Genomic DNA, 22,369 nt, shown 5'->3' with positions numbered 1-22,369 from the left:
ACAGCCGGATCAAATATATTATACCGCGTGTGTATAAAAAGGTGGTGGATGTGAAATGCTTGCGGCAGTGAACAGTGCAGTAGTTGTAGGTCTACAGGCTGTTCCGGTTACTGTGGAAGTTGATGTTTCCAACGGTCTTCCTTCATTTGAGGTCGTAGGAAGTAATTCCAGATGCCGAAAAATTTAAACATCTAATGTATTAGGAAGATTGCGTGTAATGTAAAAAGTTTTATCTTTAGCTATTTCAATCCTTGGGAAAAAGGATTTGATAATAGCCTTTTTCTTTCTGTTAGGAAGATTAGCCCAATTTTCCATTAGTTCTTTTAGCTGCCCCATAATTTTTTGAGGTGATTCTACTTTGACAATAGATTTATTGTAGAGAGCTTTTTTCTTATTTAGCTCCGTTTTAATGGATTTTATTTCACGTTCAGTCCGTTCATAATGTCTTGAATATAGAGCAGGGGATAGGCCGTTTTGATAATCTTCATCCAGTTTCATAAGAAAATGTTCTTTTTGTTTTAACTTCTTCTCCAAAGAGGCAATTTGATTTTTTAATTGGTCTTCATTGTTAGATAATCTTTTGTCACGATCCTTTGCCATGGCCATAACTATATTCTCATTTTCGACCAGTTTCTTCAGTTCACCGATAATAATGTCATGGATAAACCATCCTCGTTGCTGGTGCCGGCACTTGGGAATATTTTTACGACCTATACATACATAGATTGGATATTTGGTGTAAAGTTTTCGCTCTCCGCTTGCTAGAATCTTAACACTACTGGCCATTTCGCCGTACATCCTTTTTCCACATTCATGACAATATAATTCAACAAGGTAGTCATTATCCCGCGGTTTACTAACTTTATGGGCCCGGTTTGGTTGTATGCCTTGATGAACTTGATTCCATAATTCAATTGTTACTATTTGAGGCACTTGGGCAGGATACTCTTTCCCTTTCCAAGTGAGTATACCAATATAAAGTTTATTATTTAAGATCCTTCGGATTGTTGTATGATGGTACTTAGTTCCTCTTTTCGTTTTTAAGCCACGCCCATTTAAAATGTTGGCTATTTCCTGATACGACATATTTTTAACCCGCATTTCAAATATTTCTCTGACCAATTCAGCCTCTTCAGGTATAACAATAAACTTACCTCTTTTAGAATCAAGGCCAAGAGTGGCTAAATAGCCTGGTGCATATCCCTGTTCTGCTTTTATATCTCTGCCGTAATTCAGGCGCTCCCTTGTATACTCATATTCTTCACGAGCCATGAACAATTCCATGCGAATGGCGCGGCGATCAGCAGGGTTAGAAGGGTCATATATCCTATACGGGGTGACTATATAAATGCCATAGTGTATTAAGGTATCATAAATTATACCGGCGTCAGTAAAGTTGCCACGTCCTAAGCGGGATATTTCCCGGACTGCAATAGCTTGATATTTACCGGATGGAATAAGTTTATAAATTATTTTGCTAAATACGGGGCGCCCTTCTATTGTATCAGCAGAACCTATCTCCGGTAGCACTTCACGATTAGGAATATTATAACGGTCGCAGGTTGCAATGAGAAGCTGAGTCATGCTGGTCAGACAATCTTCGCCGGTTTCTTTTTCACGTTCAATGTCTTCCCGTGATTTTCTTGGATAGACAATAGTATTCTCAATATTGTAAGAATTTACAATGGATGACATATGTTTTCTTGCTCCTTTTACTATTTTTGTCGAATTAGGTGTGAAATTTGTATGAAATTTCTCCCTTGTCCCATATCAATTTGAATGATAAAATAATTGTACAGTCCGAACAGTTGTTCTCTAAATATAGTTAATGATTTCTATACACGCCTCTACTAAACCTGGTTCAGAGAACAAAGTCTTTAAATAGAGTAGGGGAGATGATGCGGGTGTCACACAAAAAACCAGTTTTCCATGAGGACCTTGGTCCTGGGATTGAGAAGTTTGAAACAGATGAAGTAATAATAATAAACACTTTATATAAACAAGAACCCCAATAACAACTGGGGTTCTTTTATTGTTTTTGACCTATTTGTTCAGTAAGTTTCATAGCAAGCTGGATACATTTCTTAACCTGCTCCGGAGTTAGACCTTGTTCATCTAGTTCTCTGGAAAGTGTAATCCATGGCATGTTTTTTTGGTTAGCAATAAATTCTTTTTCCTTGTCAGAGAGATGGTTTTTGTATGCTTCAACCAAGATTCCTGGTTTATCTTTTTCTTCTATTAAGTATGCTGGGTCCAGATTAAGTGCATCGGCAATTTTCTTTAAGGCTTTTAGGGATGGATTTTGTCTGCCGGCCTCGATCATGCCTATATATCCGTCGCTCAAACCTGCCCGTAGTGATAACTCTCTCTGAGAGAGACCTCTCATTTCTCTGGCTGCTTTTATCTTCATGATAAGATTTTTGGAGACCTCTTTTGTCATGTTATTCTCTCTCCTTCTACCCCTTCAATCCAAGAGATATTGCTATAACTTAACTGTTATGCTCATAAATTATACCTATATTCATGTTCTACTGCTAATTATACCAAAGCAAGCTTAATTTAAAAAATGGAAAATTGTGAAAACACAAAAATACTCATAAATAATAGTAAAATTTCATAATATATATTGACATGCTAAGTATATATTAGTATAATCTAAGTAAATAATGATAGTGAAAGGGGATATATGTAAAGTGTTTTTTACCCTAATACACTATTTTTTTGCCCAACATACTAATAAATACTTAGCAACAAGAAACACAACAAGATAAGTGGAGGTGAGCAAATGACCAAAGATCATGTTAAACTGAGAGCAAATTTAGGAAAAATCATTAAACGCCATAGGGTACTAAAGGACATGGAGGCAGCGGACGTAGCTAACAAAGCAGAAATTAATTACCAGTATTACCTTGATATTGAAAAAGGGCGGCATAACCCATCACTTAAAATGCTCTGTATGATAGCTGTTGCTTTGGGGGTGTCGCTTTGGGAACTGGTTAAGGAGGCCGAGGAAGATGTCAGCGAGCCAGACGGTGATCCAAGCGAATCAGACGAAACAGACCTATGAAACTCCTCGAATTGTTTATCATGATATTTATGATAAAAATCTTTTTTTACAAGGCATTCGATTATTGAATGATACCATATATGAGCTTGAGATTGATAAAACCTTAACAAAGGGGGGGATAGATTGCGAAAGCTAATTCAATATTATAAGGTCTGGCGTGCAAAACGGTTGGCTGAAAAAAGGCGGCGAGAATGCTGGCAGTATTTTTTTCATAACGGAGCCATCCGGTAAAGAGTGAAGGTTTATTAAAAAAATCTTAGAAAGGGTGATTTTATGCTTCAATTTCAAGAACAACTAAAGGCTGCTATTCTTGCAGCCAACAGGGAGCTTATCGAACAGACCGACATTGACGGGATGATTAAAAAGATTCAGGAACAGCCCGGGAAAATCAGGGTTCAAAAAAACAACGTTACTGCTTTGAGTCAGCAGCTGAAAAATGCCAAGAACAACCTTATGGCTGCTGAAGGAATCCTTATGGCCGAGATTAATGCCGAAACAATCGAAGAAAATGGGAAGATTAAGGCCAGATTCTCAAATGATGTAGCTAGGAAAGCAGAATTGGCTCTGAGACAACAGACGGACCCCGATTACTTGGCAGCGTTACAAAAATACCAGGCTGCTGAAGAAGCATATAACGCAGCATTATTTGACCTTGAAATGTTGCAGGATGAATTTGCTGCAATAAGGACAGCCGGTGAATTGTTGGTTACCAAGCTGAACTTGCTTGCCTGCAAGTAAAAGGGGTTTGGACTCCAGCACCTATAATTAACAAAAAAGAAATAATTAACAAAAAAGAAAGGATGATTTATATGAGTACATCATTAGCCACTCTTGATCAGGCCAAGGTTGATATGATTTTAGCCAATATTGACACCACGGGATTGACACCGGAAGAAAAACAAGAATTGGCACTAGCACTTGCTGACGATTATGAAACCAGCAAACAGGGGTTTAACTTTAAGCCTCAGCGGTTCAAAATTAACAAAGATAACCAGACTTTTATGGATCCGCTGGGTCAGGCGCATGATGAAATTAAAGGTGTTGTAGTATTTAAGCAGATTACCAGGGGTTACTGGGATAAAACTAACAAGGAAGATAAAATCCCTATATGCAGCTCTTTTGATGGAATTAACGGTACAGACCGCGAAGGAAATGTAAGACCATGCGTAACCTGCCCAAACAACCAATGGGGGTCCGCTTCAACGGCGGAAGAACAACGTAAAGGTAAGGCTTGCAAGGAAATGCGCAGAGCATTCATTATCCCGACAGGACAGTTTGTACCGATTATGATTACTTTGCCTCCAACGTCATTGTCTGCGTGGGATAATTTTTGGAGTGCCAGAATTACCCAGGGCATACCTGACCTTGCAGCCGAGGTTATTTTGGGGTTAGTTCCCGGCAAAGTCGGTGGTTATGATGTTTCCATTATTAAACCGAAAAACGGGAATAGGGTCGGGCCTAAAGACATGCTGGAACTCAATAAAATTAAGAAGCAGTTTGCTGGCTCCTGGGCACAAACGGAAATTACTTCCGACGATTACGATGAAACAGAAGGTTCTACTGGCAGTATAGGCCAGACACAGACTACAATAACCGTTGAGGATGATGGGGAGCCTTATTAATAAGGCTCTCCATCCCCCAGGGGCGGGTTTAAGGAAAGGGTGGATTGCCTTGATTGAACTTGAAGTGAAAGTCTACGGTGAGCAGGTTAATATTCCGGGAATAGGCATTATTAACTTTGACGAACGAGAGATTTTTATATCTAACGCTAAACTGTTTGCAAGGTTGTTTCCAAAGGGCACCGAAGGGCTGGTAATTACGCGAAGGGATCTGTCATACGAACCGGTATATCCTATTGCTGTCAGTGTAGTGAAAGATGAAGTGAAGTTTGAGATATATATGAGTGTGTCTGAAGTTAACCAATATTACGGATATTACGGAGAGGAGGTTCAGGATGGAACGCAGGATAGAACGGCAGATAGTGGAATTCGAGATTTTGAACTTTACCAGTCACAAGAAAACGATAATCAAACCTGCTAAAGCAGGGAAGCTGACCGTTCTTGTTGGTCCTAGCCGCAACGGCAAATCAAACATAATCCGGGCCTTCCGGAAGTTGTTCTATAATATCCCTGCCGGTGATGGGTTTATACGCAAAGGCGCCAATGAGTGCATCCTGATAGCCAAGTATGATGATGGGCACATGGTCAGGTACCGTCGTACAAGGGGCGGAATTAGCCGATATACAATCACTTATCCGGATGGCAGAGTGGCAGAATTTGATGAAGGCAGAGAAGGTTGCGTACCACTTGAAGTACAGGAAATAACGGGCGTAAGGCCATTACTAATAGCCGGGATTGAACCATTATACATTAACATTGCAGAACAGTTAGACGGTCCGTTTATGGGTACCAAGAACACTACCGCCCCGGCCCGAGCAAAGGTACTTGGTAAACTGGCCGGAACGGAAGAAATAGACTATGCCGGGAAGTGTTTGGGTGCTGATATCTACCGTAGGAAGCAGGATGAAAAACGGCTGGAATTGCAAGTTAAGGATCTGGCAGAAAAGATAAAGGAATATGACCACCTGGAAGAGTTAGACGCAAAGATAAAGGCTGTTGGGTTGATTTTGCAGCGGATAAAGAAGTTTACAGCGTTTCGGAACAGGCTACAGGAATTGCTGACCCAAAGAGAATGTTTGCAGATAAAGATTAAGTCGGAGAAGGAACGGCTTGCTGGCACAAAGTTTGTTGAGGACGCCGAACTCGCAGTAATGGAGCTGGAGCAGTTGCAGATTCGCAGAAATAATCTTAAGTCCCTGGTTAGCCGGAGGGATGGATTATTATCAGCTATTAACGTAGCCAAAGAGATTATAAAAACTACTGCAGGGATATATGATGCGGGTATCATTGTAACTGAAGGAGAGCAAAAAATAGTCCGGAAAAACAACCTTCAAAAGCTACTTAGGCAAAGGACAGAATTGCTTAAAGCCATTGAGGAAGCCAAGGCGATTGTGACTAATACGGAAACACTGGCCCAGGCCGAAGAGGCTCTGAGCAGGGCAGACAGGAACAAAGTTAAGCAGATTAATTTGATGGAACTTGTGAATGCCAGAAATGTGGTTAGGAAAAATATTGCTTACACTCAAAAGGTTTTGACGGATACAGCCGGATTGATACATGCTGAGGCTCTCCTGAAACAGGCCGAAACGAACAATCAAAACAGATTGGCACTAATGAAGTTAAGGCTCCAGAAAAACCAGACTTTACGCCTGATTCAGTCAGAAAAAGAATCACTTGCCAGGGCTACGGAGAAAATTGAGAACCTGCAAAGGGAATATCTTGAAGCTCTAAAGCAGCATAAAATTTGCCCCACTTGCGGGGCCGAAATTAATCCGGAAAAGTTAAAGGAGGTAATCTAAAATGTTGGATAAAATCAACCTGCTTAAATCTGCTATAGAGAAAGGTAAGACTGAGAGAACCAGGGCGGAAACCAACCTGGAAACATATGAACAGCAGCTTCAGAAAGTGGATGAAGAAATCAGGGCTCTTGATGTTGAACCGGAGAATGCCGATGCTGTTATTGCTGAACTGGATGAACAGATTGCAAAGGATCTGGCCGAAGCTGAAAAACTTATCCCAGCAAAATATCTTGGGGTGATGTAGTGGGGTGATGTAGTTATGATGATTCCAAAAGGAACTGCAACTGTTGATTTACCGGTGCTAATTGATTTGATTCAGAAAAGTGATGAATTTGCCAACTTAAAAAGGCGGTTAGGATGGACCGGTGACTTTTCCGAAGAACGATACGTTGTCACAATCAACTTAAATAAAGTGAAGGAAGCATTACAGGATATCATAGTAGACGCAATTTTGTGCCGGATGGATTGCGAAATCGGGGTTTCTGATATAGATAGCGTTAAATGGTATGAGGAAGGAGGCCAAACTGATGACCCTCCAACAACTTGAAAACATAGTCAATCAAATGCAATCTGATTATACTAAGCAATTTGGAGCAAGGGAAGCTCTTCGGGAACAGCACAGGGAAGCAGAGAACGAACTCTTCCAGGCTAAGGATGATATCCGAAACTGGGAAGCAGAGAAGCTCCTTTGCGCTGAAGCTGCCGAATATGCCAGGGCCCAAACGGTGGCCCATGTTGAGCAAATTGTTACTGCTGGGATGCAAACGGTTTTCACTGAGGATAATTGCAGGTTTAAGGTTGACATGAAAATGTACTCCGACAGCCCGGCAGCTTACTGGTTGATTGTTGATGAATCCGGAGAACACAATGTCGAGCATGTACCGGAGGATGATGGCGGGGGTGCTGTTGACGTTGTTTCAACAGCCCTCAGAACGGCCCTGTTAAAGTTGTTCAACTGCACCGGACCGGTATTCTTCGATGAAGTAGGTAAACACATTGACCTGAGACAGATCAAGAATTTTGCCTATTTCATTAAGGAGTATGCTGCTCGGACCAATAAGCAGGTATGGTACGTTACTCACCATACAGCTATAGCCGATGTAGCCGATGTTGTTTACGAAGTGACCAAGAAGAACGGTATAAGTGAGGCGGTGAGGCAGTGAGTTTTATTATAATACACATTACCGACAGTCATATACAAGGCATTAACCCAAAGGGCAGAACAGACAATTTTGCTGAATCAATGAAGGCCAAGTTTCGAGAAGTGTTCTACATGGCCCAAGAGATGATTAAACCGGGTACAAAGGTTATTATAGTTCACAGTGGCGACTTGTTTAATATTCCAGATCTGTCGGATTCGGTAGCGGGGGATTTTGCGGAGCTGTTTCTGGAATCACCGGTACCCATGTATGTAGTACCAGGGAACCATGATGAATTCGTACATAACCTTGATACCATTTACCGTACTAAGCTTGGATTGTTAGATAGGACTAGGATAATAAAGATACTGGGCAGAAAACCGGAGATATTTGACCTTGGTAATTATGCGGTTCAACTGACTGGGCAGGGTTATCATACGAACATGGATTTAAACGGAGAAGATTATATGGCGCCTAAATCAAATATGACATCGGTTGATAATGTTTGGATTGTTCATGCAGTACATGGAATGTTGACGTCAGAGCCGATACCTGGAGCTCACACCACTATCAAGAACTGCAAAACCAATGCTGATGTTATACTCGCTGGACACCTACATAGAGGCTTCGGATTGTTTATAAGTAGAGATGTGGATGAAACTATCGCAATGCATTGTCCGAGGGGACAAATTTACAAGGATGCTGGCGAAACCCTTTTCTGCAACCCCGGAGCCATGGCCCGGGTAGAGGCAGATCCGGAGGAAATGGTCAGACCGGTACAGGTGGCAATCTTAGAATTCACCGATAGGCAGGTGGAAGCAAGACTAGTAAGACTGCAATCTGCTAGGCCGGGCAGCGAAGTCCTCTCCCGGGAGCATATTGTTAAAGTTACTGAACGTGAAGAGAATATGAAGAAATTCCTGAACCTGTTGAATCAGGAAGGCGAAATGCGATTCTTGTCGGTGCAAGAGATAATCAAGGATCTGTCGGAAAGGAAAAAGCTACCGAAGGGTTTAGTGGATGATTTGCTTAGGAGAATAGCCAAGGCCAGGGAAGAACTGGGCAGGAAGAAGGTGGGCTAATATGTGTACCTGCGCAGAGAAATTGGCCAGAAAAATATCTCAACAAAACAGTAAGCACGGTAGAAATGCTCGCGTTACACTTTCGTTATATATAGAAGTTTACGTAAGACCGTATACACTGGCAAAAATCGAGTGGTATAGGCCAGAAAAGGAAATAAGGTTATCCAAAAAAGGAACCAGCGAACACATTTACTTTAACTATTGTCCGATTTGTGGTGAAAAAATGCCAAAAAGGTATGAATCTGTCATTGTAGTTGAATGAGGCCAAGGAAGAACTGGGCAGGAAGAAAAGGTGGAGTAAATGGTAGCCAGAAAGAGGAAAACCCAGGCTGTAGTTGAAACCGAAAAAGTCACCGGTACCGTTAGCCGAATCCGCTTTGGCCCCACTCCAGATAACGGCTTTACAATATTAGATGTGGTAATAGATAGGGGAGATTTTGGCGAATCAATCTATAAATTCGTTGGCAATACCACGGGGATCAGGGAAGAGGATGAAGTTGAATTCGAAGGATATTGGCACAATGACCCTAAGTGGGGTAAGCAGTTTAAGTTTACGGCTTACGATATCAAGATGCCGACTTCCAGGGCAGGCATTACCTCCTATCTCACATCAACCTGCTACGGTATAGGCTATGTCAAAGCCAATGCGATATATGATACACTCGGCGAAAATTGCCTGCAGGTTATTCAGGAGCAGGGCCCCGGTTGTCTGCTACAGATAAAGGGGATAACTCCGGAAATGGCAGAGGAAATACATAAACATCTCACGGCAAATAGTGTGTTGGCGGAGCTATCGGCTCTTATTTGCCGTGACGGAGTTACCCCAAACCTAGCAGTTAAAATATATAATGCTTTTGGGCAGAATGCTATTAAGGTAGTAAAAGAAAATCCTTACGTTATAGCAGACTTTATCCACGGGGTAGGTTTTAAGACAGCAGATAAGATTGCTTACTCCGTGGGGATACTGCCCAACGACCCCTGCCGGGTGGAAGCGGCACTGGAATACGCTATAAATGAAGCCGGGAATGACGGACACTGTTACCTTAGACCGAGAGACACGATACCTGCGGTAAAACAACTTTGCGGTAATGGGGCAGGAATTGAAACGGCAGACGTGGCGGCAGCATGTCAAAGGCTTATAACCAAGGAGAGGGTTATCAGGGAAGGTGACTGCATTTACCCGAAACACCTGTATGAAGCAGAGGTTAGTCTGGCACAGAAAATGCGGTTAATGGCTAACCGGCCTAAATTGGAAGCTATGGATATTGATAAAAGGATCGCTGACTTTGAACAGGAGATAAATATTGAATATGCTCCGGAGCAGAGGGCAGCGGTCAGGATGGCGGTAGTTGAACCATTAAGCATCATTACTGGTGGCCCCGGGACAGGTAAGTCTACGGTAATCAACGGAGTAATAAATATATGGAAACAGTATAATGTCGGAAAACGGATTTACCTTGCAGCTCCAACAGGCAGGGCAGCTAAGAGGATTACTGAAACCACTGGAATCGAAGGACTAACGATTCACCGGCTGTTGAAGTATAATCCCGGTTACGGTGAATTTATGCACAATGAATTAAATCCTCTTGAACCCGGACTACTGGTAGTGGATGAATTTTCTATGGCAGACATTGAATTGTCTGATGCCCTATTTAGGGCGGTACCAAAAGAAATGCAGGTTATTCTTGTTGGTGACGTTGACCAGCTCCCCAGCGTTGGCCCAGGAAGTGTACTTCGTGATTCTATTGATTCTAAGGTTATTCCTACTACGTTCCTTGAATATAACTACCGGCAGGCCCAGGGTAGCAATATTGCCTTGTATGCTCATCAGATAAGAAAAGGTCAGGATATTCCATTATTCGGACCCGATGCAAACCAAAAAGATTATCTTTGTAGGATAGTAGATGATGCGGACAAAGCGGCTGAACTGGTTATCGAAGAAGTAAAAAAAGCTGTAAAGCAGGGTTGCGGTATCATGGATTTCCAGGTACTCTCACCTATGCGAAAAGGATCCGCTGGGGTTAATAACCTGAACATGTTGATCCGTGATGTGGTAAACCCGGAAACGCCGGAGAATAAGACAAAGAGTTTGTATCGACTACAAGACAAGGTAATGGTTATCAAGAATGACTATGACAAAATGGTGTTTAACGGTGACATTGGCCAAGTGGTAGCGATAGGAGAAGAGAATATGGGTGATGGGCCGATAGAAGGGGTTTACATCAACTTTGACGGCAGCGAAGTATTTTTCCCTTATAGTGACTTAGAGATAGTTACCTTAGCCTATGCCAGTACAATTCACAAAAGCCAGGGTTCTGAGTTTTCGCTTGTAATTATGCCGATAGTAAATCAGCATTACATCATGCTACAGCGGAATTTAATCTATACGGGAATTACCAGGGCAAAGGACAGGTTGGTGCTAATAGGGCAGGAACTGGCGATAAAGAAGGCCATTAAGAATGATGTGATCTCAGAGAGATTCAGCCGGCTGAAAGAAAGGTTAAGAGGTTAAGGGGAAAATAACTTTATTGTTTAAGTTTTTACCCGTTTTAAAAAGACAAGCAGACTAACTCATTATAGTGTACACAAGAATAGATTATAATATTCCTTTTTTTTAGATTTTTATGCTCATAAATAATTAACAAAAAGGGTGGTATCATGAATAAGACCAGACCCCCGCCAGAAAGAGTTGATGTTAAGTGATATATGTTGATTGGTTGGGACATTTAATGAGTTGAAATAGCCCCAAAAAAACTTATCAAAATAGTCCAGGAAGCACCATATCAAAAAGATAATCCTTTTAAACCAAAATTAAAAAGGGGAGATTTCTATGGACAAGCTCAGTTTTGAAACTCTTGCAAACGGAGCAATGCAGGAGAGGTTTGAAGATGTTCTCCAGGAAGTACTGGACAATATTGCAGACCCTAACACCGAAGCAAAAAAAGTTAGGAAGATAACATTAACGCTGTCATTTCACCCGAACGAAGACAGGGTTTTTGTCAATGTAGATTTTACAGTAAAACCATCTCTGGTACCGCCTAAGTCAGTTGAAACCAAGCTGATTATTGACCGGGATTCTAAGGGTAAGGTAGTGGCTGCTGAGGTAAATCGGCAAATTCCCGGACAGATGGCCATAGATGATCTGGTAAAGGACAACGGTAAAGTTGTTCAGATGCAAAAATAAAAACTAATTAAAAATTTAAGGGGGAACCGTACATGATAAAAGAGGCTTTACAGTATATCGTTGGATTGGCCCAGGATGAAATATTAGAAGTTAATGGACGTCAATATTCACGGAACCAGTTACATCCTGTTAAGCCATCCCAACCGGAACCATTGGAAGTAAGTAGCCTAACTTCTATCGTTGACTACATAAAAAGCAATATTGATGATGTTGCATTTCCTGTATTTATTCAAGTTGTCAATCCTACAGTGGTTAAAGTTTTTTCGCCATTATATGATCCCTTTAAACAACGTGATTGTTATGTTAAGGCTGAGGCAAGGATTCCAGAATTCAAGTTTGGACAGTTCATGGACTCTGAGTCCTTTATCATTGCCATGCAGAGTAAATTTATCCGTAATGAACACTCCTCTGCTATTCTGTCTCTGGTGGGAAATATCAAAGACAGCGTAGTCAAAACCTATGGTGATGATGGCATTTCACAAACGGTTCAAGCTAAGGTCGGCATTGCAAAGGTTGAAGAAGTAACTGTCCCTAATCCAGTCACCCTAAAGCCTTACAGAACTTTTGTAGAAGTTGAACAACCCGAAAGCTTGTTTGTATTCCGGATGAGAAGTGGTCACGAAACACCGGAAATGGCCCTTTTTGAAGCTGATGGAGGGGCGTGGAAGAACAAGGCCATGTTAAATATAAGAGAGTATTTTGAACAGAATCTTAAAACCCAAATTGAAGAAGGTAGCATAGTTCTCATTTCCTAGTTTTTGACCAAATGGATAATTGAGTTGGCGGGGTACCTAGCCCCGCTAAAACAAAATAAAAGGAGGCCCCAGTATGCGTGTTGGTGATATAGCGTCTGTTAATTTCACTCCAAAACAAAAACCAGATGAAGTATTCTTTGTTTCAATAAAAACTTATGGGAAGCCAAAAACGGTATTGTCATTTCCGTACCCAGGAATGCGAACTGAACTTGTTACGGCGGTCAGTAAGGCAAACGAGGAAATTGAAATACGTTTGTGGTCGGAAAAGAACAAGAAATAAAAACCTTTTTATAAAGACCTCTTCACAACAAGTTAGGGGTGACTGTATTGCCGGCTGATTTCAGTTTAGATGATCTGATATCAAAACTAGATATACCCCAATGGTTTGAAAAAAACGGCTTGGTTATCGTCAAGCGCAAAGGTAAATCCTGGAGCTGTGCCTGTCCGTTCTGTGGAGATTCTGACCACTTTTCACTTGACCCAAAAAAAGGGCTCTGGAAGTGTTTTAAGTGTGAAGAATCAGGTAACGCAATTAGTTTTTACGCTAAGCTTAAGGCTTGCAGCAACGGTGATGCTGTTAAAGAGATAAAGAAGTTTCTGGGCCTTGAAGATGTACCGTCAAAACGGAAAAAGTCTACCGCAAAAAAGAAATCAGAGGCGGAGCAGAAACCGGTTAATTTACCCGATACGGTGAAGCAAATTTATAAGAGATTTTTTGAACTCCTGCCGCTTACCGACAAGCACCGGGAAGAGTTTAAAATTAAGCGAGGTTTCACGGATGATACCATTAATACGCTTCGTTTTCGCTCAGGAGGTCAGCATGTTGAAAAAATCATAGAAAAACTCCGGGCTGAATATTCCTTGGACGATCTCTTAAACTCCGGCCTCATTAAAAAAGTTAACAACTCCCACATCATTGAAGAACAGCTGCTAAAGGATATCCCACTAATACCGTACCTAGATGAACAAGGCGAAATCTATCATATTAGGCCACATAAAATCGGGTTCGAGAACTTCCCCACTCATATTTACTGTCAATATCTACTTAAAGGAAAAGATACTAGGCATATTGTTCTCACAGAAGGGGAATTCAAAGCAGCAGCACTTTATCAGTGGGGAATCCCGGGACTAGGTCAGCCAGGTATATCCTCCTTTGCGGTAAAAAATTTTGACCGGCTTGTACAAACACTAACTAAGTGGGGAGTAGAAAAAGTCACTATCATATTTGATAGCGAAGTAAAGGATGACCCCAGCTTACCAAACTACAAGCCACGAGCAGACAAACGTTACGATACTCAATTTTGGGCTTATGTTACTGCATACAAACTAAACCAGGCAGACATTGAAGCAAATATAGCAGATTTGCCGGCAGAATGGCGGGTTAAAGGGAAAGTTGATTTTGACGGGGCACTGGCCCAGGGGCATACCCGAGAGGAAATACTACGTGTAATCAATTCGGCGGTATCTCCGGAGGAATATATTGATTCGCAACCGGAAGAGGCTTTGCGAATCATTAAGAGGAAAAAAGCCAAGTTTTTCAGCCAGGGACTTCCGATAAAAAGGGAATTCAACAAATATGTAGTTACCAGGAAGTCTCGTGATGGAGGAGAAGCATATGAAAAATATATATCTAACTTCGTTATCAATATCCGGTCCAGCTTCTTTACTCCATCCGGAGTTATCCGAAATGTGGAACTAGTTAATGAATACGGTGAGCGTTCGGAAACATTTGCTTTGGAACCGTCCGACATGGCCGGGGTGGATTCCTTCAAGAAGTTTTGTTTTTCAAAAGGGAACTATATTTTTGAAGGCCGGTCAGATGATCTGATGCTTATATGGAAATATGAATTCTTGCGGGATACCGGCGATATGATTTACATGCCGGAGAAGATAGGTAGACTGGATAAAGACCTTTGGCTCTTTGGAAACATGGCTATTAGAAAAGGCGAGATATACAGGCCAGATAGTGACGGGATAGTATGGATAGGTGGTAAAGGTTATAAACCCCAGTCAATGCAGATAGGACCAAAGGGAGAGCCAGTGGAAGATGCCATACCTTCCTTATATGAATTCGAGGTTGACATTAAAGATATTGCAAAAAAGCTTTATGATACTGTTGGCGGTTACGAAGCATACATTGCAATAGGATGGGTAATTGGGACTGTTTTTAGCAAAGATATATTTGAGTATTATAAATGTTTTCCGATACTGTTTCTTCATGGTCGGCGTGCATCAGGTAAAAGTACATTTATGCGATGGATAATGTCTTTCTTTGGCATTGAGAATGACGGGATTACAATAGGGGATACCACAACTGCAAACTTTATCGCCCGGGTTTTGTCCTACTATTCCAGCCTTGGCGTTTGGTTTGATGAATACCGAAACGAGGCTAAAGTTACTCAAAAGGACGGGTTTTTCCGGTCAGCTTACAACCGGCAGATATCCGGCAAGGGTACAGCCACTGCATTTCAGACCCGGGGATTCACTGTTAATTCTACAATTGCTATTTCAGGTGAAGAACTGCCCCGGGACAACGGACTATTGTCCCGCTGCATACCTCTTCAAATTTCAACAAAGAAACGCAAATCGGAAAATAACCATTATGAATGGATAAATAAACACAGCAGGCGGTTTAGTGGCTTTATCCGTCACCTGATAGTCAACTACGATAAGTACTTACCAAAGATACTTGATAACATTGCGGGAGTCAAAAAGCTGTTGGTAGAGTTAGATGTGTCTGATCGGACAGCCGAGAACTGGGCTATATGCGCCGGGGCCTTTGAAGCGACAGTGTTCGAAGACGATAAGTTCATTGATTGGGTTGAACAATCGTGCCAAGAAATCAAACAGTTCGGAGAACAGGAACATATGTTGAACCAGTTTTGGGATGACGTGCATTACCTCTATATCGAAGGCGAGTTTGGGGACAATTACTTTAAAGTTGCCGGGGACAAGCTTTATATGTGGTTTAAAGGAGTGTTTGAAACCTGGTCAGTACACTACCGGAAGAAAACGGGCCGGGAGCCCTTCGATAAGTTATCAATTCTTAAGTATCTCCAAGAAGAACAGTATTTTATCTCTAGTGGTGAAGCCGTTTGGATGGGCCAGAGTACGGTCAGAACAACAGTCATAGATATAAATAAGGCAACTGAAACAATCAAAGAACTAGTTGATCACATTAAACGCAAAAACCCTCCCAGTTTAGATATGTAAAAATGTAAGGAATGTAATGGATATGTAATGAATCATGTAATGTGGGAACTCTTAGAACGCCAAGGCATTACGTTGAACCTTACATTTCTTACATAAAACAGGCAACGAAAATTTGTTTTTAATTTAGATTAATCATTTTAGTTTTTAAAAGTTAACGTAGCAAAAAAATATTTATATCACCAAATGTAATGTAAGGATGTAAGGAATATACCCAGGTTGGGTATAAAATAGTATAAATCATTTGTATTGCATGACCTTACATTTTCCCTTACATTTCCATTACATCAGCGTAAGAGTAGAAAATGTAAAATAAAAAAATATAGGGGTATATGGTATGGTGGTGAAACCATTGTCAAACAGGTATCAGAGAATCCTAAACGAGAAAAAAAGACAAAAGCAGCACTTGGTAACTCCGGAAAACAAACAGTCGGAAAACATTATAGATCATTTAACTGACCCAAGGCCCGATTTATTGGATGATCATGTTTTTTGGGTCGAATTGCTCATAAATACTAAGCAGATTTACCCGAAGTTATTTGGGACTTTGCACGGGATTCGCTGTTCAGGTGCTAGATTAGCTAAAACTGAAAACGGGTTCAAGTTGCTGCCGGGGGAAAATTCAGTCGATGACTGGGAGGAAATAAAGCAAAAGTGGTTGGCGCCGATAAGAGAACAACTAATCGAGTTGTTCCATATAACAAGACTTGGGGTCATATCGGATGCCAAACTACCGGAAGGAGCTTTTGAACAGCAGTCCCTGCGTGATGCTTGGTTAAGGTAGGTGATTGCTTGAAAAAGTTAATATTCGTTTTGATTTTAGTTGCGGGAGTGTTTGCTTATGAAAGAGTATTCATCGATTCTGATAATCCTGATACCGGCAATGTTTCTGTTAGGGTTAGCAGCAGGGTTTATTCTGTATCACATGCTGTATATGAAAAGCGTAAACCAGCTTTTAGAAGAAAACATGATGCAGCTGTATCAAGAGGGGAGAATAAACCTAAAAAAAGTTTACTGGTAGAAGCCACAGCCTACATATTAACAAAGAATCCCACAGCCAGCGGAACAAGAACATGTATAGGAACGGTAGCAGTAGATCCAAAAGTTATTCCCCTTGGGACCAAACTTTACGTTGAAGGATACGGCTGGGCTACGGCCACGGATACGGGTAAGGACATTAAGGGTTATAAGATTGACGTTTGGCTGCCAACTTACAAGGAAGCTATGAAGTGGGGCAGGCAAAAAGTCCGGGTCTATGTTTATGGAGGCGAAATGCCATGACAATGTTGATTCATAAAGAAAGTTTTTTACACTGGCTGGGACATTTAAGCCAAGAAGAAAAAAGTAATCTATTTCGTGACCCACAGGGTGATGCGGAGTATATTGACGAGCTCATGGATAACCTGGTTGAAATTAACTCCGTTCTGTTCGAACACTACGAAATTTTTTGCCGCAACGTAATGAGGACTCAGGGATTGGACATACCAGACGAAATGGTCTGGTACTTAGGACCAAAGGAAATACAGGTTGAACGGCACCTGAAACTAATAGTTGATAACACGAAAGGAGAGAGTTAAATGAAGTCTACTGGAATAGTGCGTAAAGTTGATGAGTTAGGCAGAATGGTGTTACCCATAACATTAAGAAGAAATTTTGGTATAGATGAAAAAGACCTTTTAGAAATCTTTGTTGAGGGAGATAAGATTATCCTTAAAAAGTATCAACATGGTTGCATATTTTGCGGTGAAGCAAACAACACAATTGATTTCCGCGGCAAAATAGTATGTAAATGTTGCGCCGCTATCATGGGACAAGCTGTTGTTGAACTGAACCAGAAACCGGCGTCAGCTAAGAAGCTAATGAAGGTCCTTAGATAAAAGGTGGCAAGGATACCAATGAAAAAATTTTATTGCCTCTATTCTCGCTCGGTGTGTAACTTAGGGGAAATGGGATACTGTGATAAGATAAGCTGTGAATTAGGCCGGGTAGTCATTCTCGTAAGGAAGGAGGAATCTTTATCAAATTCTCGTTTGTTATCTATGGGGAGCCGGTCGCAAAACTTAGGCCAAGATCACGTAGGATTAAACCAAAAGAAGGGAAAGAGTTTACGATACACTATACGCCGGGGAAAACGCAGGCATATGAGCAGAACATTAGGGCCCAGGCGATAATGGCTTTAAAGGAACAATTTGGGGAAGTGCCGGAGCCAATTAGAGGAGCCATTAGATTAACCTGGAAGGCTTACAGGTCAATTCCCAAGTCATTCAGTAAAAAGAAAGCGGTATTAGCGGAAGCAGGGGTAATTAGGCCGATTACCAAGCCAGATAAGGATAACTATGAAAAGGCCATTAAAGACGGGTTAAATTCTGTTGTATGGATTGATGATAGTCAGATAGTAGAAAACGGAGCAGGAACCGGAAAGTATTACAGTTTCCAGCCACGAGTTGAGATTACGGTAGAAACATTGGATACGGACTTGAATTCAGGAGGTGAATAGTGTTGGATAACAATTCTTTATCTAAGAAATGTATTCTATGTGAATATCGAGGAATAACAAAGGTAACTGGCGAGCAGATAGAATGTTGTTTGGAGACGGGTGAGCTAATCTTATTAAAAGACATAACTCAATGCCCGAAAGAAATTGAACTGCCGGACGGACAGGTCCTAACGAAAGATGAGCTAACTAACTTTAAAACTGTTCTTGATAACTGCTTTACAATAATCTCCACTATAAATCAAACCCTCCAAAATATTTCAACCAGATTAGCTAAAGATGATGTTGTCGCTTTAATTTACGGCCGTAATTCAGGGTTGTCAAAGACTACTATCCGGGCAGTATTAAACGCCATCGAGAATGTGCAGAACGTTTCAGCAAAGTACGCTTTAAAAAAATTTTTAGCCAGTATCGGAAAAATTAATTTATCGGACGTGAACCGGATTATAGAAGAGATTGAACGATTAAACGCACTTTATGGACCAAAAGTTAAGGGGTGCGCTGATGAAGCAAAAGATGGGAATACCAATTAAAACTAAAAAACCTGACACAAACCATTACCTTACTTGCCTGGCGGAAGTATTGAACCATTTCCGGATTTTACACCAGATTCACGGTATCAAGATTGTAGGAGTAATGATTAACACTACCTGCCCGTTCTGCGGGAAGAACAACTTTACTATTAGGCTTAAGGATAATACGGGCTCCTGTGGAAATTGCTATAAAAGACTTACATACTTTAAAGATTATGAAAAATACTATCTTATTTACCTTGAAATGAAGGAAGAGCAGGAACTTAAAAGGCTTAGGAGATTGAAAGACCTTATGAGCCCCAGGGACATTATTTACTAGGAGGCGGTATAAATGTGCGAAGAGGTTAACGCAAGGTGTATAAATTGCTTAAAGTTTATGGCAAGTTGTCAAGGGATTACAGGAACCTTTAGTGATGATCTGTGCCCGGAGTGTCAGGAAGGGTATGACAGAGATAGTGAGTAGTCAAAGGAGGGGGTAACGTTGGAAATGGAAATTACCTCAGTTGAATGTCCTATTTGCAAAGTAAACAAGCTCATAAAAAAACCAGTAATAATGCAGCTTGATGAGGAAAAAACATTCTGGCGTTGCCCCTGCTGCAACTCTGAACTCTGGCCGGATGAATACAAGCTTAAGGAAATTAGACGTGAGCTACGGGCAAAACAGTTAGAGAAAGTATTACGGAACCGAGTACATCACAGTATATATGGAGATCCGCTACCACCGGTACCGGTGATTAATCCGAACAAGAGAAGCAGCAGCAAGTCAGGGCGCCGAAACAAAAAAAAGGGTACGAAGGTGCATAAGGAACCATGGGAGTTTTAAAAAAGGGGTGAAAATATTGCAGGAAGTAGTGTTTAAGATACTTCACTTGTTTTGTGGCATAGGAGGCGCGGCTCTTGGTTTCCAAAACTCTTTCGGAAAATGGAGAGAACTGAAAGGCCGTTTTGAAACGTTAGCCGGGATAGACTGTGACCCAAATTCGTGTCGTGCCTTTGAAGAAATTACTGGGGCTCCTTCGGTTTGTATGGACCTGTTCAGCAGAGATGATTACGTGGCGTTTTATGGAAAAGAACCGCCGGACGACTGGAAGGAAGTAACCCCTGAAGACTTATTCAGAGTAACTCAGGGGATTGCGCCTGATATTATTTTTACCAGTCCACCATGCAAAGGATTTAGCGCATTATTACCCGAGAAAACAGCTAAAAGCAAAAAATACCAGGCGCTAAACAACCTGACTATTCGAGGAATATTCCTCATACTTGAAGCATTTCGGGATAACCTGCCAGCAATAATTATGCTTGAAAATGTACCACGAATTAGAACGCGAGGAGCCAAATTACTCAACACTATCAGGGGTATGTTGGAATCTTACGGTTATGTCATATGCCTACCGGAAGACGAAATACACGATTGCGGTGAGATAGGAGGCTTGGGCCAGCACAGGAAAAGATACCTGTTGATAGCAAGAAACCCACAAAAAATTACATCATTCGTTTATAAACCACCTAAGCGCAGAGTAAAGTCCATAGGAGAAATCATAGGTCCTATGCCATCGCCAGACGACCCGACAGCAGGGCCGTTACATAGGTTACCAAACTTGCAGTGGAAAACATGGGTAAGGCTAGCTTTGATACCTGCTGGTGGAGACTGGCGGGATTTAGAGAAGATAGCGCCGGAACAGTACAGATTGGAATACATTCCCCGGGGCGGCGGTTCGTTCGGGGTACAAGACTGGAATTCTCCTGCGAACACTGTAACAGGTAACGCCAAAGTTAACGGTTCCAATGCGGCGAATATAGCGGACCCGAGATTGCCGGCCAGAGATAACCAGCAGGTGTACCAGCTAGTTAGGTCTGATGAACCGGCACTATACATAACCGATCTCCGTTTGGGATGTACTTGCCGAGATGGGGTGATGGGTGTGCAGGCATGGGACAAGCCGGGATATACAGTCACCGGTGCTATGGATATTCATGCGGGGCCAGGGGCGGTAGCGGACCCCCGCATTCCGGAAGATAATAAATCTGGTAAGTGGATAATTATTTCCTTTGACGGTACCTGGCATCGGCCACTCACTACATTGGAGCTTGCAGCTTTACAGGGGTTCCCCCTTACCTTAGCGGATGGCAGACCCTTCCAACTCCCCGGGAAATCAGATGCTAAGTGGCGAGAAATGATAGGAAACGCTGTTCCTCCGGCGGCAGCTACTGCGATCGGCAACACAATAATGATAGCTTTACTGCAAAGCCTTAGTGGTGAATGGGCTTTAAGCTTAACAGGAACGGATATATGGGTTGTGCCGAAGAAAAAAGATGAGCGATACAATGATATCTCTAAGCAGGTGATATTATGAAGGTTCTTCTGGTAACACCACGATACCCAAAAAACAAAAGCAAAAATTTTAATAAATGCTTGCCGGTGGGATTACTTAAAATTGGCGCCTGGCTAAAAGATTCTGGACATCAGGTCAGGTTAGTTGAGGGCCCTCAGAGTATTGACTTTTATCCAGATGAAATTTATATAACATCACTTTTTACATACTGGCACAAATATGCATGGGACTGTGTTCGGTTTTATAAAGCCTGGTATCCGAATGCGAAGATAATCCTTGGCGGGATCTATGCCACACTAATGCCAGAACATGCGAAACTAAGCTTTGCAGATGAAATTTTTACTGGGATTCATCCGGAAGCTGAAGAATATGAACCTGATTACAGTTTATTACCTGAACCAATTGACTATCAAATTATTCATGCTTCACGCGGGTGTATCCGTAAATGTAGTTTCTGTATGACTTATAAGATTGAACCCAGGCATACTTGTAAGCCAGTTAACAGAATCATAGGTGAAATTAATAAAAACAAGGTTCTTTTCTTTGATAATAATTTGTTAGCTCATAACCAGATTCATATGCTATTAGAATTACTGGCTGAGGTTCGGGTTAACAGGAAGGTGGTTTATTATGAGAGCCAAAGCGGATTTGATGCTCGACTATTGACTCCTGAATTGGCTAGGAAGATTAAAGTTGCGCGGTTCACACTCCCTAGGATAGCGTGGGATAATGATTTGTCCGAAGAAGTAACAGTGAAAAATGCCATTGATATGTTTGTGGATGCTGGTTATAGTAGGAAAAATATTCAAGTATTTATGCTATATAACCATGATATTCCTTTTGAATTAATGGAATATAAACGACAGAAATGTCGGGAGTGGGGAGTGCAGGTAGCTGATTGTAGATACCGGCCTAAAAATTCGTTATTTGATAATTATGATAGTAGAAAGCAACAAACTAGCAACGATTACTATATCCATCCAAACTGGACGGACAGACAAGTAAAAGCTTTTCGAAAACATTGCCGGTGGCAAAATATACTTGTCCGTTTAGACCTTACAAATTATAACCCTGCAAAAATAAATTACAACATACCGCTTCAAATTTTAAGAGAGTTTGGATTAACAAATTTGATTTAAAGGAGAGGGTTTTAC

The 22,369-nt window shown here is 41.5% G+C and carries 27 protein-coding genes; 25 read left to right on the top strand and 2 right to left on the bottom strand.

Annotated features, from left to right (window positions below; genetic code table 11):
- Nucleotides 1-55: 55 nt before the first annotated feature.
- Nucleotides 56-187, top strand: coding sequence for a hypothetical protein (locus ACSNJE_RS08730; RefSeq protein WP_495252508.1), 132 nt, complete (start codon nucleotides 56-58; stop codon nucleotides 185-187).
- Here ACSNJE_RS08730 and ACSNJE_RS08725 read toward each other — a convergent pair.
- Both ACSNJE_RS08725 and ACSNJE_RS08720 read right to left on the bottom strand, forming a co-directional pair.
- Nucleotides 184-1,695, bottom strand: a complete 1,512-nt coding sequence (locus ACSNJE_RS08725) for a recombinase family protein (RefSeq protein WP_495252507.1) — start codon at nucleotides 1,693-1,695, stop codon at nucleotides 184-186. The two genes, ACSNJE_RS08730 and ACSNJE_RS08725, sit on opposite strands and share 4 nt — an antisense overlap.
- 334 nt (nucleotides 1,696-2,029) lie before the next feature.
- Entirely contained in the window at nucleotides 2,030-2,440 is a 411-nt protein-coding gene (locus ACSNJE_RS08720; RefSeq protein WP_495252506.1) for a helix-turn-helix domain-containing protein, read from the bottom strand.
- A 345-nt stretch (nucleotides 2,441-2,785) separates the two neighbouring features.
- Between ACSNJE_RS08720 and ACSNJE_RS08715 the strand changes: the two genes are divergently transcribed.
- The 24 genes from ACSNJE_RS08715 to ACSNJE_RS08600 all read left to right on the top strand — a co-directional run bounded on the left by ACSNJE_RS08715 (nucleotide 2,786) and on the right by ACSNJE_RS08600 (nucleotide 22,354).
- On the top strand, nucleotides 2,786-3,067 hold the full coding sequence (locus ACSNJE_RS08715; protein ID WP_495252505.1) for a helix-turn-helix domain-containing protein: 282 nt from the start codon (nucleotides 2,786-2,788) through the stop codon (nucleotides 3,065-3,067).
- A 273-nt stretch (nucleotides 3,068-3,340) separates the two neighbouring features.
- Nucleotides 3,341-3,805 carry a hypothetical protein gene (locus ACSNJE_RS08710; protein WP_495252504.1) on the top strand — a complete coding sequence of 155 codons (465 nt, stop codon included), beginning with the start codon at nucleotides 3,341-3,343 and terminating at the stop codon, nucleotides 3,803-3,805.
- 71 nt (nucleotides 3,806-3,876) lie between these two features.
- The gene (locus ACSNJE_RS08705) at nucleotides 3,877-4,689 is read left to right on the top strand and encodes a hypothetical protein (RefSeq protein WP_495252503.1); all 813 of its coding nucleotides are present in this window, start codon (nucleotides 3,877-3,879) and stop codon (nucleotides 4,687-4,689) included.
- Between the two features lie 49 nt (nucleotides 4,690-4,738).
- Complete coding sequence (locus ACSNJE_RS08700; protein ID WP_495252502.1) at nucleotides 4,739-5,107, top strand: hypothetical protein; 369 nt, start codon at nucleotides 4,739-4,741, stop codon at nucleotides 5,105-5,107.
- On the top strand, nucleotides 5,022-6,485 hold the full coding sequence (locus ACSNJE_RS08695) for a hypothetical protein (RefSeq protein WP_495252501.1): 1,464 nt from the start codon (nucleotides 5,022-5,024) through the stop codon (nucleotides 6,483-6,485). Before ACSNJE_RS08700 ends, ACSNJE_RS08695 begins: the two co-directional genes overlap by 86 nt.
- A gap of 1 nt (nucleotide 6,486) precedes the next feature.
- On the top strand, nucleotides 6,487-6,729 hold the full coding sequence (locus ACSNJE_RS08690; RefSeq protein WP_495252500.1) for a hypothetical protein: 243 nt from the start codon (nucleotides 6,487-6,489) through the stop codon (nucleotides 6,727-6,729).
- 15 nt (nucleotides 6,730-6,744) lie between these two features.
- The gene (locus ACSNJE_RS08685; RefSeq protein ID WP_495252499.1) at nucleotides 6,745-7,032 is read left to right on the top strand and encodes a hypothetical protein; all 288 of its coding nucleotides are present in this window, start codon (nucleotides 6,745-6,747) and stop codon (nucleotides 7,030-7,032) included.
- Nucleotides 7,013-7,648, top strand: a complete 636-nt coding sequence (locus ACSNJE_RS08680) for a P-loop NTPase family protein (RefSeq protein WP_495252498.1) — start codon at nucleotides 7,013-7,015, stop codon at nucleotides 7,646-7,648. The genes ACSNJE_RS08685 and ACSNJE_RS08680 overlap by 20 nt, the downstream gene beginning before the upstream one ends.
- Nucleotides 7,645-8,706: a metallophosphoesterase family protein gene (locus ACSNJE_RS08675; protein ID WP_495252497.1), complete on the top strand. Its 1,062-nt coding sequence runs from the start codon at nucleotides 7,645-7,647 to the stop codon at nucleotides 8,704-8,706. The genes ACSNJE_RS08680 and ACSNJE_RS08675 overlap by 4 nt, the downstream gene beginning before the upstream one ends.
- 301 nt (nucleotides 8,707-9,007) lie before the next feature.
- Nucleotides 9,008-11,218, top strand: coding sequence for an SF1B family DNA helicase RecD2 (gene recD2 / locus ACSNJE_RS08670; protein ID WP_495252496.1), 2,211 nt, complete (start codon nucleotides 9,008-9,010; stop codon nucleotides 11,216-11,218).
- A gap of 318 nt (nucleotides 11,219-11,536) precedes the next feature.
- The gene (locus ACSNJE_RS08665; RefSeq protein ID WP_495252495.1) at nucleotides 11,537-11,890 is read left to right on the top strand and encodes a replication terminator protein; all 354 of its coding nucleotides are present in this window, start codon (nucleotides 11,537-11,539) and stop codon (nucleotides 11,888-11,890) included.
- 32 nt (nucleotides 11,891-11,922) lie between these two features.
- On the top strand, nucleotides 11,923-12,645 hold the full coding sequence (locus ACSNJE_RS08660; protein ID WP_495252494.1) for a hypothetical protein: 723 nt from the start codon (nucleotides 11,923-11,925) through the stop codon (nucleotides 12,643-12,645).
- A gap of 73 nt (nucleotides 12,646-12,718) precedes the next feature.
- Nucleotides 12,719-12,925, top strand: a complete 207-nt coding sequence (locus ACSNJE_RS08655; protein ID WP_495252493.1) for a hypothetical protein — start codon at nucleotides 12,719-12,721, stop codon at nucleotides 12,923-12,925.
- A 47-nt stretch (nucleotides 12,926-12,972) separates the two neighbouring features.
- Nucleotides 12,973-15,858, top strand: a complete 2,886-nt coding sequence (locus tag ACSNJE_RS08650) for a CHC2 zinc finger domain-containing protein (protein ID WP_495252492.1) — start codon at nucleotides 12,973-12,975, stop codon at nucleotides 15,856-15,858.
- Between the two features lie 349 nt (nucleotides 15,859-16,207).
- Nucleotides 16,208-16,639, top strand: coding sequence for a hypothetical protein (locus tag ACSNJE_RS08645; protein ID WP_495252491.1), 432 nt, complete (start codon nucleotides 16,208-16,210; stop codon nucleotides 16,637-16,639).
- An 8-nt stretch (nucleotides 16,640-16,647) separates the two neighbouring features.
- Nucleotides 16,648-17,136: a 3D domain-containing protein gene (locus ACSNJE_RS08640; protein WP_495252490.1), complete on the top strand. Its 489-nt coding sequence runs from the start codon at nucleotides 16,648-16,650 to the stop codon at nucleotides 17,134-17,136.
- Complete coding sequence (locus ACSNJE_RS08635) at nucleotides 17,133-17,432, top strand: hypothetical protein (protein ID WP_495252489.1); 300 nt, start codon at nucleotides 17,133-17,135, stop codon at nucleotides 17,430-17,432. The genes ACSNJE_RS08640 and ACSNJE_RS08635 overlap by 4 nt, the downstream gene beginning before the upstream one ends.
- Entirely contained in the window at nucleotides 17,433-17,732 is a 300-nt protein-coding gene (locus ACSNJE_RS08630) for an AbrB/MazE/SpoVT family DNA-binding domain-containing protein (RefSeq protein ID WP_495252488.1), read from the top strand.
- A 98-nt stretch (nucleotides 17,733-17,830) separates the two neighbouring features.
- Complete coding sequence (locus tag ACSNJE_RS08625; protein ID WP_495252529.1) at nucleotides 17,831-18,352, top strand: RusA family crossover junction endodeoxyribonuclease; 522 nt, start codon at nucleotides 17,831-17,833, stop codon at nucleotides 18,350-18,352.
- Entirely contained in the window at nucleotides 18,352-18,882 is a 531-nt protein-coding gene (locus ACSNJE_RS08620) for a hypothetical protein (RefSeq protein ID WP_495252487.1), read from the top strand. The genes ACSNJE_RS08625 and ACSNJE_RS08620 overlap by 1 nt, the downstream gene beginning before the upstream one ends.
- Entirely contained in the window at nucleotides 18,854-19,201 is a 348-nt protein-coding gene (locus ACSNJE_RS08615; protein WP_495252486.1) for a hypothetical protein, read from the top strand. Before ACSNJE_RS08620 ends, ACSNJE_RS08615 begins: the two co-directional genes overlap by 29 nt.
- Before the next feature lie 162 nt (nucleotides 19,202-19,363).
- Nucleotides 19,364-19,705 (top strand): hypothetical protein, encoded by a 342-nt coding sequence (locus ACSNJE_RS08610; RefSeq protein ID WP_495252485.1) that lies wholly within the window; start codon nucleotides 19,364-19,366, stop codon nucleotides 19,703-19,705.
- 16 nt (nucleotides 19,706-19,721) lie between these two features.
- On the top strand, nucleotides 19,722-21,236 hold the full coding sequence (locus ACSNJE_RS08605; protein ID WP_495252484.1) for a DNA cytosine methyltransferase: 1,515 nt from the start codon (nucleotides 19,722-19,724) through the stop codon (nucleotides 21,234-21,236).
- Nucleotides 21,233-22,354: a B12-binding domain-containing radical SAM protein gene (locus tag ACSNJE_RS08600; protein WP_495252483.1), complete on the top strand. Its 1,122-nt coding sequence runs from the start codon at nucleotides 21,233-21,235 to the stop codon at nucleotides 22,352-22,354. The genes ACSNJE_RS08605 and ACSNJE_RS08600 overlap by 4 nt, the downstream gene beginning before the upstream one ends.
- The last annotated feature ends 15 nt before the right edge of the window (nucleotides 22,355-22,369 follow it).

It is taken from the genome of Thermincola sp. GK-1 (assembly GCF_059412445.1).
This window is presented reverse-complemented; position numbering and strand designations above follow the sequence as displayed.